The sequence below is a fragment of the Ruegeria sp. CG3 genome (genome assembly GCF_056537205.1).
This window is the reverse complement of record NZ_JBQFRC010000004.1, coordinates 342573-357777: the sequence shown is the minus strand read 5'-3', so window position 1 is coordinate 357777 and position 15205 is coordinate 342573. Positions and strand designations below refer to the sequence as shown.

10 protein-coding genes are annotated in these 15205 nt (G+C 60.9%); 2 read left to right on the top strand and 8 right to left on the bottom strand.

What is annotated here, in order from left to right:
* Window positions 1-18: 18 nt before the first annotated feature.
* The 7 genes from ACR0NB_RS17205 to ACR0NB_RS17175 form a co-directional block, all read right to left on the bottom strand.
* Window positions 19-1164 carry an iron-containing alcohol dehydrogenase gene (locus tag ACR0NB_RS17205; RefSeq protein WP_480776359.1) on the bottom strand — a complete coding sequence of 382 codons (1146 nt, stop codon included), beginning with the start codon at window positions 1162-1164 and terminating at the stop codon, window positions 19-21.
* Window positions 1165-1230: 66 nt separating this feature from the next.
* The gene (locus ACR0NB_RS17200; protein WP_480776358.1) at window positions 1231-2613 is read right to left on the bottom strand and encodes an aldehyde dehydrogenase family protein; all 1383 of its coding nucleotides are present in this window, start codon (window positions 2611-2613) and stop codon (window positions 1231-1233) included.
* A gap of 94 nt (window positions 2614-2707) precedes the next feature.
* A complete protein-coding gene (locus ACR0NB_RS17195) occupies window positions 2708-4060 on the bottom strand; it encodes a glutamine synthetase family protein (protein WP_170372531.1) in 1353 nt (450 codons plus the stop codon).
* A gap of 86 nt (window positions 4061-4146) precedes the next feature.
* Entirely contained in the window at window positions 4147-5178 is a 1032-nt protein-coding gene (locus ACR0NB_RS17190; RefSeq protein ID WP_480776357.1) for a TRAP transporter substrate-binding protein, read from the bottom strand.
* A 70-nt stretch (window positions 5179-5248) separates the two neighbouring features.
* Window positions 5249-6574 (bottom strand): TRAP transporter large permease, encoded by a 1326-nt coding sequence (locus ACR0NB_RS17185; RefSeq protein ID WP_480776356.1) that lies wholly within the window; start codon window positions 6572-6574, stop codon window positions 5249-5251.
* Window positions 6574-7092: a TRAP transporter small permease subunit gene (locus ACR0NB_RS17180; RefSeq protein ID WP_170365895.1), complete on the bottom strand. Its 519-nt coding sequence runs from the start codon at window positions 7090-7092 to the stop codon at window positions 6574-6576. Before ACR0NB_RS17180 ends, ACR0NB_RS17185 begins: the two co-directional genes overlap by 1 nt.
* A gap of 16 nt (window positions 7093-7108) precedes the next feature.
* Window positions 7109-7903, bottom strand: a complete 795-nt coding sequence (locus ACR0NB_RS17175; protein ID WP_480776355.1) for an N-formylglutamate amidohydrolase — start codon at window positions 7901-7903, stop codon at window positions 7109-7111.
* A 95-nt stretch (window positions 7904-7998) separates the two neighbouring features.
* Between ACR0NB_RS17175 and ACR0NB_RS17170 the strand changes: the two genes are divergently transcribed.
* Window positions 7999-8874, top strand: coding sequence for a MurR/RpiR family transcriptional regulator (locus tag ACR0NB_RS17170; protein ID WP_093963099.1), 876 nt, complete (start codon window positions 7999-8001; stop codon window positions 8872-8874).
* A 185-nt stretch (window positions 8875-9059) separates the two neighbouring features.
* Here ACR0NB_RS17170 and ACR0NB_RS17165 read toward each other — a convergent pair whose 3' ends face one another.
* Window positions 9060-11099, bottom strand: a complete 2040-nt coding sequence (locus ACR0NB_RS17165; protein ID WP_480776354.1) for a dockerin type I domain-containing protein — start codon at window positions 11097-11099, stop codon at window positions 9060-9062.
* 229 nt (window positions 11100-11328) lie between these two features.
* On the opposite strand from ACR0NB_RS17165, the gene ACR0NB_RS17160 reads away from it, so the two are divergent.
* Window positions 11329-15153: an Ig-like domain-containing protein gene (locus tag ACR0NB_RS17160; protein WP_480776353.1), complete on the top strand. Its 3825-nt coding sequence runs from the start codon at window positions 11329-11331 to the stop codon at window positions 15151-15153.
* Window positions 15154-15205: the final 52 nt, after the last annotated feature.

Genomic DNA, 15205 nt, shown 5'->3' with positions numbered 1-15205 from the left:
CCCGGATCCGACTAACACTTATAGAGCGGCCCTGAACAATCCGGTCAGGTTTTCCTCGGTCAACTCGATGGGGTTGCCACCGCACGAGGGGTCGATGATCGCACCCTTGACCAGCTCCGGGATCGCATCCTCGGTCACGCCCAGATCGGACAGCTTGCGCGGGATACCCAGCGAGTCGTTGAACTCCTGCACGAAGGCCCGGAACCCGTCGAACCCGCCCGAAATGCCCAGATAGGCTGTGGCTGCTTCGAAACGGTCGGCGATTACAGGCGCATTGAACTCCAGAACCGCAGGCATGCAGACCGCGTTGGTGGTGCCGTGATGGGTGTTGAACACCGCGCCGATCGGGTGGCTCATGGCGTGGATCGCGCCCAGCCCCTTCTGGAAAGCCGTTGCACCCATGGCGGCCGCGCTCATCATCTGGGCGCGGGCGTCGATGTCGGTGCCGTCCGCATAGGCGCGCGGCAGGTACTCCTTGACCAGCCGCATCCCTTCCAGCGCGATGCCCTGGCTCATCGGGTGGTAATGCGGGCTGGAATAGGCCTCGACACAATGCGCGAACGCATCCAGTCCGGTCCCGGCGGTGATGAATTTCGGCATGCCCACGGTCAGTTCAGGGTCGCAGATCACCACGGTCGGCAGCACCTTGGGGTGGAAGATGATCTTCTTGGCATGGGTTTCCGAATTGGTGATGACGCTGGCGCGGCCGACTTCCGAGCCGGTGCCGGCCGTCGTCGGCACCGCGATGATCGGCGCGATCGCCTCGGCATCCGCGCGGGTCCACCAATCGCCAATGTCCTCGAAATCCCAGACGGGCCGGCTCTGACCGGCCATGAAGGCAACCATCTTGCCCAGATCCAGCCCCGAACCACCGCCAAACGCGATCACACCGTCATGTTCCCCCGCCTTGTAGGCGGCCACACCGGCCTCGAGGTTCTTTTCGTTCGGGTTTGGGTCCACGTCGCTGAACAGACCCCGGCCCAACCCTGCTACCTCAAGAATGTCTAGCGTCGCGGCGGTGATCGGCAGATCGGCAAGGCCGCGGTCGGTCACCAGCAGCGGGCGCTTGATCCCAGCCGCCGCGCAGGCCTCGGGCAGTTCCTTGATGCGGCCCGCGCCGAATTTTATCGTGGTCGGATAGGACCAGTTTCCAACAAGACTCATGTCAGCTTTCCTTGTGTCTAAGGCCTGCCCCGGCGAGGGGGTCGGTCCGGGGCAGGCAAATCGTCCTCAGCCCGTCACCTTTTTCAGGTGGTAGGATTTGGGACGTGTCAGGTTGTGATATCCGATGATCGACAGGCCGCCGCCACGACCGGTATTCTTGCAGCCGGTCCAGCACAGACCCGGGTCCAGATAGTCGGCCCGGTTCATGAACACGGTTCCGGTTTCGATCCGGTCTCCGATGCGTTCGGCCCGCGCCACATCGCGCGTCCACAGCGAGGCGGTCAGGCCAAATTCGCTGTCGTTCATCAAGGCAATGGCCTCGTCATCCGAAGACACCTTCATGATCCCCACGACCGGGCCGAAGCTTTCGTCGCGCATCACGCGCATGTCGTGCGTGACGTTGGTCAGGATCTGCGGCGTCAGATAGGCGCCGCCGTCATCTCCGGCAAAGGTCTCGATATGCGCCACTGCACCGGTGGCCACGGCCTCGGCGATCTGGGCGCGCACCTCGTCGGCAAAACGCACGTTGGCCATCGGCCCCAGCGTCGTCTCCGGATCCAGCGGGTTGCCCAGCTTGTAGCCCCTGACGATCTCGACCGCCTTGGCGACGAAATCGTCATACAGGCTTTCATGCACATAGATCCGCTCGATCCCGCAGCAGCACTGGCCCGAGTTGAACATGGCCCCGTCGATCAGCGTGTCGACCGCCGCGTCCAGATCGGCGTCCTCCATGACATAGCCCGGGTCCTTGCCCCCCAACTCGGTGCTGACGGGGGTAAAGGTACCGGCCGCCGCCCGCTCCATCGCCTGCCCTCCGGCGACCGAGCCGGTGAAATTCACGAAATCGAACGCCTTGCCTGCAATCAGATCGTTGGTCACGTCATGGCTCAGGAACAGGTTCTGGAACACGTCCTCGGGCACGCCAGCCGAGTGGAAGGCCCGCGCCATCCGCTCGCCCACCAACAAGGTCTGCGTGGCATGTTTCAGCACAACCGTATTGCCCGCGATCAAGGCCGGCGCCACAGTGTTGATCGCCGTCATGTACGGATAGTTCCAGGGCGCCACGACGAACACCACGCCATGCGGCACGCGCTTGATGTATCGCTTGAACGTCTCGTCCTCGCCCACGGCAATATCAGCCAGCGCATCGCGCGCGATGCCCGCCATATAGGTCGCGCGTTCGCTGAAACCGCCGAACTCGCCGCCATAACGCACCGGCCGCCCCATCATCCGGGCCAGTTCCGGCACGATCTCGTCATTCATCGCACCCACGGCGGCAACGCCGGCCATCACCAGATCGATGCGCTCCTGCAGGGGCCGCGCTGCCCAATCCGCCTGCGCCGCCCGCGCCTGGCCCGCTGCGGCAAATGCCGCGTCACGATCCAGCGTGTTCCGCTCGGCAAACACCGATCCGTCGATCGGCGAGATACATTTCAACACCTGACCCATTGGTCACTCCATCCTCAAGCAAAGCAGGCCCGCTGCTTCATCTGGCCAAAAATATCCCGGGGAGCGTGAGGGGCTGGCCCCTCACATCCGCCCTCTACGCCCGCTCGAACCCGCGGGCAATCTCCCAATCGGTCACCACACGCTCGAATTCCTCGATCTCGACCTCGGCGGCGCGCACATAGTGGTCCACCACATCATCGCCCATGGCCGCCCGCAGCATGGACGACCCGTGCAACGCATCCCGCGCCGCGCGCAGATTGCCCGGAATCATGCCGGTATCCCCCTGATAGACATCACCCTTGGTGGGCGGCTGCAGCTCCAGCCCCTCCTCGATGCCCGCGATTCCGGCGGCCAGCATTCCGGCGATGGCCAGATAGGGGTTCATGTCCGAGCCCGGAATCCGGCATTCCACCCGCACGGCCTTGGTGCCATCCCCGCACAGCCGGAACCCCGCGGTGCGGTTGTCCACCGACCAGATGATGCGCGTCGGCGCAAAGGTGCCCTTCATGAACCGCTTGTAGCTGTTGATGTACGGCGCCATGAAACAGGTATAGTCGGGCGCGTATTTCAACAGGCCCGCCATGTAGTTTTTCATCAGGTCCGACATGCCCAGCGGATCGGCCGGGTCATAGAAGGCCGGTTGCCCGTCCGTCCACAGCGACTGATGCACATGTGACGAACTCCCGACCCGGTCATGATGCCATTTCGGCAGGAAGGTCGCTGCATGGCCGTACTGCCACGCGATCTCCTTGACCGCGTTCTTGGCGATCGAGTGATACTCGGCCGTTTGCATGGCCGGGGCATATTTGATGTTCAGTTCTTCCTGCCCGGCCTCGGCCTCGCCCTTGGAATTTTCGACCGGAATGCCCGCATCCCACAGGTGATTGCGGATCGGCCGCATCACATGCTCTTCTTTGGTGGTCTGCAGGATGTGGTAATCCTCGTTATAGCCCGAGATCGGTTCCAGACCGCGGAAACCTTCCTTGCGTATCTGGTCAAAGCTCTTCTCAAAGAGGAAAAACTCCAGCTCGGTGGCGCACATCGCGTCATAGCCCATGGCCTTCAGCCGGTTGACCTGCTCCTTTAAAATTGACCGAGGCGCGTGCGGCACCTCCTCGTGCGTGTGGTGATCCAGCACGTCGCACATCACCATCACCGTGCCCTCCAGCCACGGCACCGGGCGCAGGGTGCTGAGGTCGGGCTTCATGACATAGTCGCCATAGCCGCGCTCCCAGCTGGTCGAGGCATAGCCGTCCGGCGTCGCCATCTCGAGATCGGTGGCCAGCAGGTAGTTGCAGCAATGGGTTTCTTCCCAGGCCCCGGCCACGAAATGACCCGCGTGGAATCGTTTGCCCATCAAGCGGCCCTGCATGTCCACCATGCAGACCAGAACCGTATCGACCGAGCCTTCGGCAACCTGGGTCTTGAGCGTGTCGAAGTTGAGCATGAGCCACCTATTTCTGCGCCGGCGCCACCTGCCGGACTGACGTTTTCAACGGCCTGCCCCCGGTATGAGGGCAGGCCGGTTTCACCTTAGCCGTACCGGTAGGGACGGCCAGCCTTTTGCATGTCGGCATTGTACTTCTTGATGATCTCGACAACCCTGGCCTTGGTCTCGGACTCGGCTGCAATCTCATCCCAGAAGGCCACTGCGGCGGCTTCGACCTGCGCCCATTCTTCATCGGGGATCGAAGTCAGCTTCATCTTGTCGCCATTCACGCGCAGCGATGCCTCGCCGCCCCAATACCACCACTGACGGTAGTAATGCGACTGGTCGGTGCAGACGCGGAACAGGGTCTGCAGATCTTCGGGCAGTTCGTTCCAACAGTCCATGTTGGCGAAGAACGACCCGGCCCAAGCGCCCGAGATGTTGTTGGTCAGGAAGTAGTTGGTCACATCCGCCCAGCCGACGGTGTAGTCCTCGGTGATGCCCGACCAGGCGATGCCGTCCAACTCGCCGGTCTGCACGGCAACCTCGATGTCCTCCCACGGCAGGGTCACGGGGACCACACCAAACTGCGACAGGAACCGGCCCGCCGTCGGGAAGGTGAACACCCGCTTGCCCTGAAGGTCCGCCAGGCTGTTGATCGGGTCTTTGGTGGCGAAATGGCACGGGTCCCATGCGCCGGCCGAGATGTGCTTGACGCCCACCTTGGAATATTCTTCGTCCCAGATCTCGTTCAGGCCGTACTGGTTGAACAGGACCGGCACGTCCAGAGAATAGCGCGAGGCAAACGGGAAATAGCCGCCGAACACGGTTACTTCGGTGGGCGATGCCATCGAGTCGTCATCCGACTGCACCGCGTCGATCGTGCCGCGCTGCATGGCGCGGAACAGCTCGCCCGTGGGCACCAACTGATCGGCATAGAACAGCTCGATCTGCATCCGGTCGCCGGCGATCTGGTTGAACATCTTGATGGCGGGATCGATCACATGCTCGGCCAATGCGGGGCCGGCATAGGTCTGCATGCGCCAGCGGATCGTGGATTGCGCCAGCGCGGGCGTGGCCAGCGCGGCTGCCGGGGCTGCGGCGGCCCCTTTCAGGAATGTGCGTCTGTTCGTCATCTTCTCTCTCCGTTGTCGGTTTCGATGGGCGAGAGACCAACCTCTCGCAGGTGCCCCGGTATGTCCGGGGTCATTTGTTGTAGATGTAGTCGGGCAGCCACAGCGCGATCTGCGGGAAGGTCATGATGATGGCCAGCGCCAGCGTCATCACCATCACGAAGGGCAGGATCGAGCCATAGATGTCTCGCAGCGAAATCTCGGGCGGGGCCATGGCCCGCATCAGGAACAGGTTATAGCCGAAGGGCGGCGTCATGTACGCAATCTGCGTGGTGATCGTGTACAGCACCCCGTACCAGATCAAGTCAAAACCGAGTTCCCCCACCAACGGCACGTACAGCGGCGCCACGATCACCAGCATCGCGGTGTCGTCCAGGAAGGTGCCCATCACGATGAAGCTCAGCTGCATCAGGATCAGGATCACCCAGGGGTTCAGGCCCAGCCGTTCGGTGAACAGGGTCTCGATCGCGCGCACCGCGCCCAGCCCATCGAACACCGCACCAAAGGCCAGCGCGGCCAGGATGATCCACATGAACATGCAGGTGATGCCCAGGGTCGAGCGGACCGAGACCTCGAACACCTTGCGCGTCATCCGCCCTTTCAGCACGGCGGCGGCAAAAGCCGTCAGCGCACCGATGGCCGAGCTTTCGACCAGCGAGGTCCAGCCGTTGACGAAGGGCACCATCATCGCCGCGAAAATCGCCAGCGGCAGCAGTCCCGCGCGCAGCAGCCGCAGTTTTTCCTCCATCGGCACGTCGCGCTCTTCCTTCGACAGGGCCGGGCCGAGTTCCGGGTTTATCCGGCAGCGGATCACGATGTACAGGATGAACATCCCCGCCATCATCAGGCCCGGCAGGATGCCCGCCAGCCACAGCTGACCCACCGGCTGACGCGCGATCATCGCATAGAGAACCAGCACCACGGACGGCGGCACGAGAATGCCCAGCGACGACCCGGCCTGGATCACCCCGGTCACCATCTTCTTGTCATAGCCGCGCTTGAGCAGTTCGGGCAGCGCAATCGTGGCCCCGATCGCCATGCCTGCCACGCTGAGCCCGTTCATCGCCGAAATCAGCACCATCAAGCCGATCGTGCCAATGGCCAGCCCGCCATTCAGTCCACCCATCCAGACATGAAACATCTTGTACAGGTCGTCAGCGATTTTGGACTCGGCCAGAACATAGCCCATGAAGATGAACATCGGCAGCGTCAGCAGCGGGTACCATTTCATCAGCTTCATCGCGGCCGAAAAGCCGATGTCATAGCCGCCGCGGTCGCCCCACAGCAGCAGCGCCGCCACCACGGCCACGAAACCGATGGCACCGAACACGCGCTGACCGGTCAGCAGCATCAGCATCATGGTCGAGAACATCAGGATGGCGATCAACTCATACGACATCAGATCACCTCGCGCGGGATGTCATCGCCCTTGAGGCGCAGAATATCTTTGAAAAGCTCGGAAATGGCCTGCAGCAGCATCAGGATCAGCCCCACGACCATGATCACCTTGATCGGCCACAGATAAGGGCGCCACGCGGTCGGGCTGCGTTCGCCATATTGCAGGGAATAGCTGAGCGAGTCGAACCCGCCATAGATCATCACGCCCAGGTAGAAGATCAGGAACAGCACGGTGATCGCATCGGTCCAGGCCCGGCGCCGGTGCGACCATTCGCTGTAGAGAAGGTCCATCCGCACGTTCGAACCCATCTGGATCGAATACGGTCCGCCAAGAATGTAATAGGCGACCATCGCAAACTGCGCGACTTCGAGCGTCCAGAGCGACGGAAGGAAAAAGGTCTTCGAGATCGACGACCACAGCAGGATGCCCATCATCACGAAGATACCGTACATCACGACCCGCCCGATCCAGCGGTTCATGCGGTCGATGACCGCAATATATCCCCGCATGAAACTCATACCTGCACCCCTGCCCTCATGTGTTCTGCCCTGCGTCGGAAAAGGTTTCGACCGTGGCGGCCAAAATTGGCGTCAACAGCCCGACGATCCGATTGACCCCGGTCGGCGTGTCGATCAGATCATTGCGGATCTCGATCATCACGTTGGGCAAGCCCCGCGCGATACCGTGCTCACGCAGAGTGTGCGTGACACCATCCTCTGGCGAATACGGTTCGTTCAACGCCACTCTCAGCCCGCAATGCGCCGCATGGTTCAGCATGACCTGAGCCGCACGTTCATCAGAGTCATGCAATATCCCCAGTTCGACCGCCCGGGTCTTGCCGTTGTAGATTGGTGTGAAACTGTGGATCGTAATCAGGACAGGCGGTTCTGGGCGGCGGTCCAGCGTTTGCGACAAGAGACACCGGAACGGTTCATAAATGTCGCGAACTCGCTGGGTGCGCTGTTCCGCCGTCAGACCCTGATTGCCGGGCACAGCAAACACCTCGCTGCGCGGCGGCATCGAGTCTTCCCGTTCGGGCGGACGATTGCAGTCATAGACCAGCCGACTAACCCGCGAGTGTACGAGAGGTGCATCCAGGGCGCCGGCCAGTTCAACCGCAACCTCCAGCGCTCCAATATCCCAGGCCGCGTGTGAACGGGCCGCCACGTCGTCCAGCCCCAGCCCATCCAAAGCCGCAGGAATGAACCGGCTTGCGTGTTCGCACACCAAAACCGCGCGCGCCACGCCACGCGCGTTCAACACACGTGCGGCGGGCGCTTCCAGCGGGGATAACAGGGATGACTCGGTCTTGGACTGCATGCGTAGCATTTGTTACAGCGGCCTTGGGCCTGTCAAGAAAATTTCTGTAGACAAAATTACAATCACTCATATCCTGTAGCAAATTGAATAATATGAGGGCGCCGATGGCCTCTGTCGCCAAAACGGTCAAACAACGCATTCAGGACGAACTTGAAGGCCTGACCCGCTCGGAACGGCAGCTGGGATCGGTCCTGTTGCAGGATTATCCGATGGGTGGGCTGCAATCGATCACCAAGCTGGCAGCGGCGGCGCAAGTGTCCACCCCAACGGTCATTCGCATGGCGCGAAAACTGGGTTTCGATGGGTTTCCGGCGTTGCAGGAGGCGTTGCGCGAAGAAGTTGCGGCACAGATCCAAAAGCCGATTTCGAAACGCGATGCCTGGATCGTGGATGATGAAACCGAGCATCCGATCACGCGTTTTGCCCAAGCCGTATGGACCAACATGCGCCACACGCTGGAGCGTTTGGACAAGTCGATGTTCGACGCGGTGGCGCAGTTGCTGGCCGATACCGAGCGCCATTTGTATGTCGTGGGCGGCCGCATCACCCGCTCGAATGCCGACTATCTGTTCAACCACATGCAGATCATCCGGCCCAACGTGACGATGCTGGGCAACTCGGCCAACGTATGGCCGCAATACCTGCTGGACATGGACGAAAGCTCGGTTCTGGTCATCTTCGACATCCGCCGCTACGAAGCGCATCTGGAGAAGCTGGCGCAAGTTGCGTCCGATCGCGGAGTGACCGTCGTGCTGTTCACCGACCAATGGGGGTCACCCATCGGCAAATCGGCCAACTATACCTTTCACGCTCTGGTCGAAGCTCCATCAAGCTGGGATTCAACGATCGCCCTTCAACTCATTTCGGAAACCCTGATCGCCGAGGTTCAGGAAGCGCGCTGGGAAGAAAGCAAAGAGCGTATAGAGGAGTTGGAACGCTATTTCTCGACCACACGGATTTTCCGCAGCCACGAGGCGTGACGAACGAACCACCGCCTTTGATCCGGATTTTGGCTGGAAATCCCGCATCTGCTTGGTCGACATTGCGGACGTCATTGGGGAATCTCTAGAAAAACCGAGCTAGGCTGTTCTGCTAAGATTTGCCTACGTCTGCGTGGAGGCACGATACCTTTTGGCTAACGTTTTGCCTTCCACGAATAGCCAGCTCACACCGCCTCTAGATTCCCAAGCAGGATCGACGTCATGTCCACACTGAACACCCCATCTAGGGCGGCAACCGCAGCGCCGGTTTGATAGTCGACATTCGTGGGCGTGATTGAGGAAAGATCGGCGTTCTGGTCCAGATAGACCCATTCCGGCTCGTGTGCGGTGGGCAACCCAACGGCAACCTGCAGGATCGCCAGGGCATCCAGTGCATTGACGGTGCCATCTTGGGTGATATCGGCCGCGATGAGGTTTTCGGGGGCTGCGGGTCCCCAGGTTGGTCCCAAGCCGACCGCTATCCGCAAAACCTGCAGCGCATCGAGGGCCGTGATCTCTCCGCTAGCATGTGAATAGGACTTGATGATGTCCACATGACCCGGCAACGAACCTGATGGCAAATCAAGATCGAATTGGCCATGATCGTCGGCCTGTACCGATATCGGGCTGTTTCCAACTGGCTTGAACACGATCTTAGCATCGCTCAGCGCGGGGTTTGAACCGGAAGACTCTACCGTGACTGGACCCGTCACACCGGCCGAGGCCTCGGGCTCCGTGAGCACGCCAAAGTCAACGGGGATATGATCCGGCCCCTTAAAACCGGACCCGAAGATTTCGGCGCTGGTGAGTGTGCCACCGTCGGCCGAACATAACTCGACGGTTTCATCCATGAACTCAATCCGAGCCCCTTGTGCCGTTGACGTCACGGTCAGCTGCCCGGGGTTGCGTAACATCGGGTAGTCGAACAGATCCAACCGATCGGTTCCGGCCTCGAAATCCGTGATCGTCGTCAATCCACTGCCGAATCGCATAACGAAGATGTCCGCGCCGGAACCGCCCTGCACGGTGGTTTCACTGCGACCGGCAATCAGAATGTCGTCACCGGCACCGCCCTGCAAATCAGTGTCCAGAACGCCGGCGCTCAGCATGTCGTCCTGAGCGGTTCCAGTTACGATTCCATTCCCCTCGATGACATTGCCCAAGGAGTCCAAAGACACTGTCAGCTGGGTTAGCCCTGCATCCTGCTGCGATGCCACAAAGATCTGAAGGTCGTCGCCAACATGGGCCACCTCGATGGTCTCAACATTCTGAAGACCGCTATCCAGCGTATCCGCAAAGCTGTCTAGGTAGATCAGCTTGCCATCAGGGGTCATCGTCAGCAGGGTCACTCCGTCATCTCCGCCACCGGCAACGACAAAGACACGTCCATCGACTTCGACGGCCTTCATGTCCTGAACTGCGCCAAAACGGGTACCCAACGTGTCCAACGCATGATCCTGTGGAATCAGTGTTCCGTCTGCGCGCAGCTCCATCATACTGATGGAGTTGCTGCTGGACCCGGCCACCAGAACCCAGGTGTGTCCATACGCATTAACCGTCTCCAGCGCTGTCGGAGAACTGATCCCAAGCGTTTGGGTTACCGTGTTGTCCAACTCGATCAGCGTCCCGCTTCCCTGATCGGCGCTGAACACCCGGATCGCATTGTCGGTGGCATTGGCGGTGACGACATACTGGTTGCTGCCCACCGCCGCGGTCTGCATCGCCCCGGCATTACCCGCGACCGAGCCCACATGACTAAGCGAACCATTCGAGTTCACCACGTAGGTGCCGATGAGCCCACTGTCCTGATGGGCCACCGTCAGGTAGTCGACCGCCCCCACCGAGTACTGGGCCAATGCGGTGACATCACCGCCTCCGGGAATCGCCGCCGTTTCCTGCAGCGCCCCGATCGTGCCATCCGTATTCAACTCGTACCCGACAAGGCCCGTGGCTGTATCGACGTCCAGTGCCAACAGATCGCTTGCGCCCAATGCGACCAGAGCGCCAAGGCTGCCGACCTGCAACGATATGGTGCCGCTGAAATACTGATCGTCGTGGAATTGCGGAGCCCCACCATCCACAAGCTGCCAGACCACGATGCCGCCGCCAGCCCGGGTCGTGCTGTACAGATACGTAACACCGTTAAACGTTTTTAAAGCCGTATCGCCGATACCTGAATCGAGCGCCGGACTCCCCGTTGCAACCACTCTTTCGAACTGAAGCATCAACTCAGATCACCCCCAATGCCATCGCTGGCAGTCCTTTCAAGGGTGACGCGGTGCCAAGGCAAAGACGAGAACGAAATTGTGGTGAAAACGAGGAATTCGGCTCCAGATTAACTCAATTTTTCAGGGTCCGACCGCATGAATAACTCGGCAGCAGGAAAGAAGAACAGAACTTGGCTTCTTCGGTCTTGCCGCGCGGGTATCCGCGGCCACCAATTGTGAGGACATGATGACGATGAAACCTGTTTCGCACGAAGTCTCCATCCAGAAGGACTCACCAGATGCAGGGCATGAGAAGCATGTCCGCAGATGGGTCAAAGCGCGTCTGCGCCGATGGGCCGGATCGGGCGTCGGCGGTGGTTTGGCCTCTGCCCTTCTGGCCTTGCCGGCGCTGGCCCAAGCCACTGAGGAGGAGTTGAGCACATTTCAGTTTGCCGATGTCCTGCCCGGTGTCCAGTCGGTCAAACTGCTGCCAAACGGCGACGTTCAACTGAAGCTTTTGGACGGTCGCACAGTCCTGGTTTCCGCAGAAAACGTGCACGTTCTGGAAAACGGTTCGATCATGATTGCCGAAGACGTGGCCGTTGAAGTCGCGCAGCTTGCAGTGGCCGCTGAAGCCGCCGGAGCAGCGGCAGCTGGTGGTGGCGGCATGGGAGCCGCAGGCGCGGTGCTGGGTGGTCTGGGTCTGGCCGGTGCGGCCGCCGCTGGCGGCGGTGGCGGCGAAGATGCCGCGACGCCCGAGGAATCTCCGCGCCCGCCCAGTCTGAACCTGTCACAGTTGCAGGGAAATTCGCTCAACAGCACCACCGCCAAGGCGTCAGCACCTGATGGCACCGTTTCGGTCGAAGTAACCATCGGGTCGGTCACCAAAACCGTATCAGCGGGGCCGGACGGCAGTTGGAGCGTTTCGCTGAGCCAAATCGAGGCGGCAGGGTTGCCTCAGGGGGTCACATCCGTGACGATCCGGCACCTGGATGGAGCCGGAGGTGAGATCGCTGTCGAAACAGCCACGTTCAACATCGACACCATCGCTCCGGCCATCGCGATAACAGGATTTTCCCACGGGGCGGTCATGAATGCGGCCGAAAGCGCGTCAGATCTGGAAATCAGTGGTACGACCGATGCGGAAAACGGTCAGATGGTGACTGTGGGGTTGAACGGTCAGATCTATACCGCAACCGTGTCCGGCGGCACTTGGAGCGTCACGGTTCCGACCGCCGATCTGGCGTCTCTGCCCGATGGCGCGACCGTCACTGTGACCGCTGATGTGGTGGATCGGGCAGGCAATCCGGCGGCTCAAGCCACCAACAGCTTTGATACTGACTTTTCCGCCCCAGCCATAACAATAGACCCTGTCGCAGGCGGCCAGATCGATCTTGTAGACGTCGGATCGGACCTGACGATTACCGGCACGACGACCGGCGAAGATGGCCAACCGGTTGTGCTGACCTTCAATGGCCAGACTTACAGCGGCAGGGCTTCAGGCGGTGTTTGGAGTGTGACAGTTCCCGCAGCCGACCTCGGCGTTCTGGTCAGTGGCAGCCCCATCAGCATCAGTGCCGCGATCAGCGATGCCGCCGGAAACCCGGCCACGCCTGCTGCGGTTTCGGTGCCCGTGGACCTGAGCGGACCGTCCATCTCGATTTCGCCTTTATCCGTCGGTGCGGTGTTGAACGCGGCCGAAGCCGCAGCAGATCTGACGATCAGCGGCACAACCGGGAATGTCACCGATGGCCAGACAGTCACCGTAACTTTGGACGGTCAGACCTACACGGGCCCTGTGTCCGGAGGGACGTGGAGCGTGACCGTGCCGAGCGCGGATTTGATTGCCCTGGCCGACGGCGCAACTTTCACCATCACCGCCGACGTGGCGGATGCCGATGGCCTCGTGGCCCCGCAGGCGAGTGCAGGAGTTTCCAAAGACGCGACCGCCCCAACGATCAGCATCGACACGTTTTCGGACGGCGTGGTCATGAACGCGGTCGAACAGGGAACCAACCTCAGTATATCCGGAACGACGACCGCCGAAGACGGCCAGACCGTGACCATCGGAATGAACGGCCAAACCTACAGCGTTACCGTTTCAGGTGGAAACTGGATTGTCAGCGTTCCCGCAGCCGATCTGGCCGGCCTCTCCGACGGAGCCACCGTCACCGTGACCGCCGATGTTTCGGACCTTGCTGGGAACCCGGCCGCACAGGCCACTGGCAGCTTCGACACGGACTTTACGGCCCCCACTCTGTCAATCTCGACGGTATCGTCCGGGGGCACCATGAACCTGGCAGAGCAATCCGGCGGAATGACGGTCTCTGGCATTTCCGACGCGTCTGATGGAACGGTCGTCTCGATCCAGGTTCAACGAGCGGACGGGACTGTGGATGTCTCAGGCACCGCTACAGTGACAAGTGGCGCGTGGACCTACACCGCTTCACCCCTCGACCTTAGCGGCCTGCAAGATGCCGAATCCTACACGATTTCCGCGTCAGTCAGCGACGCAGCCGGAAATACACAGACGACTTCGACTGGGTTCAACACCGATTTCAGCGCCCCGACCATCTCACTGAACCCCCTGGGAACTGGATCGGTTCTAGACGTCACCGAGAAGGAAAGCGACCTGACAGTATCGGGGACAACGACAGCCGAAGACGGGCAAACCATTACTGTCGGGCTGAACGGGCAGACCTATACTGCCACCGCTTTGGGTGGGGTCTGGTCGACCACCATTCCTACGGCTGATCTGAACGCTCTTTCTGACGGAGCAACTTATTCTATCACCGCATCGGTTTCGGACATGGCTGGCAACCCCGCTTCTCAGGCGGCAGCCTCGGTGACCACCGACTACCGACCCATCCTGACCTTGAATGAGGTCGGTACCAACGACGCGGTTTCGCTGAGTGACGCGCAATCCAGCGGCCTGACGGTCAGCGGTTCATCCATAGGTCTCGGCGCAGGACAAACCGTTGAGGTGATGCTGAACTCGGTCTCTGTTGGAACAGCCACGGTCGCGGCCAACGGCACGTGGAGCCTGAACGTACCTGCCACGGCGTTTTCGGGTACAACGGCGGGTGACCTTTTGGATTTTTCGGTTTCAGCGACGGTTACCGGAGGACCGAACCCCCTACCCGCGACAGACCAGGCGACGGCTCACGTTCCAGCGGCCTATTTCATCTCCGAGGCAGGCCGGAGCGGGTCGACGATAGCTTTCGAAATACATGCCGATGCGGACCGGGACATATCCAGCGGGATGGCTTTCACGGCCAACTTGGGTTTTGACCCCGCGGTCGCGACCTATGACACGGGATCCGAGGTCGAAAACACCGACTTTGATCTGTTTCTGGCAAACCCGAACGGGGCGGCGGAAATCGGTTTTGCCGGGGCCGCAACAAGCGTCAGCGATCTGACCCAGCCTGTCGTCACGTTCACGATGACGGTGCTGGACCCCACGAAGCCGATCGAGTTGACGATCAACACGCCCGATGGTGGCCCTACCCATTGGGTATTGGGAACAGACGGCATAGACACATTGGCGGCCACGGATATCGACGATGCCATCCGCGGTGGGGACGGTGACGATGTGATCGATCTGTCCGGCGCTGGCCGAGATCTCGTCGTTTTCGAAGCGGACCCGACGGCGAACGGCACCGACATCGTTACGGGTTTCACCCTGGGGTCTGCAGCCGACATGGCCGACGCCATTATGTTCAGCGGGTTGGATGTCTCATCGCTTCGCGGTGATGGAACAGGTGTCGAAACACTGGCGCTTGGCGACATGATCGCGGCCGACACAGGTTTTGTTGGGCTGACAACCACACTCACCGATCTGACAACCGGTACTCTGGAAGCCGCCGCCGAAACGCTTACCGGGGCTCACGCCGGAGATGAGATCTATCTACTGGCCAGCGATGGAACTGACAGTGTGCTGGTCAAGGTGGACTATTCCGCCCCAACCTCCGCCACGGTCAGCGCGGTCGCGCAGTTTGACGGCCTGGGTGATCTGCGTGGTCTGAGCAGCGACAACATTCTGCATACCGATCCGACCGGCGCGTCAAGTTGATCCTGACAGGCATGAAAAGGTGGGGCCGCCCCGGCCCTTCCTAACGGACCAG

Bases quoted from the DNA above. Each gene is read 5' to 3' on its own strand.
- ACR0NB_RS17200 (WP_480776358.1), bottom strand. From the start codon at position 2,613: ATGGGTCAGGTGTTGAAATGTATCTCGCCGATCGACGGATCGGTGTTT.
- ACR0NB_RS17160 (WP_480776353.1), top strand. From the start codon at position 11,329: ATGACGATGAAACCTGTTTCGCACGAAGTCTCCATCCAGAAGGACTCA.
- ACR0NB_RS17165 (WP_480776354.1), bottom strand. From the start codon at position 11,099: ATGCTTCAGTTCGAAAGAGTGGTTGCAACGGGGAGTCCGGCGCTCGAT.
- ACR0NB_RS17170 (WP_093963099.1), top strand. From the start codon at position 7,999: ATGGCCTCTGTCGCCAAAACGGTCAAACAACGCATTCAGGACGAACTT.
- ACR0NB_RS17185 (WP_480776356.1), bottom strand. From the start codon at position 6,574: ATGTCGTATGAGTTGATCGCCATCCTGATGTTCTCGACCATGATGCTG.
- ACR0NB_RS17175 (WP_480776355.1), bottom strand. From the start codon at position 7,903: ATGCTACGCATGCAGTCCAAGACCGAGTCATCCCTGTTATCCCCGCTG.
- ACR0NB_RS17205 (WP_480776359.1), bottom strand. From the start codon at position 1,164: ATGAGTCTTGTTGGAAACTGGTCCTATCCGACCACGATAAAATTCGGC.
- ACR0NB_RS17180 (WP_170365895.1), bottom strand. From the start codon at position 7,092: ATGAGTTTCATGCGGGGATATATTGCGGTCATCGACCGCATGAACCGC.
- ACR0NB_RS17190 (WP_480776357.1), bottom strand. From the start codon at position 5,178: ATGACGAACAGACGCACATTCCTGAAAGGGGCCGCCGCAGCCCCGGCA.
- ACR0NB_RS17195 (WP_170372531.1), bottom strand. From the start codon at position 4,060: ATGCTCAACTTCGACACGCTCAAGACCCAGGTTGCCGAAGGCTCGGTC.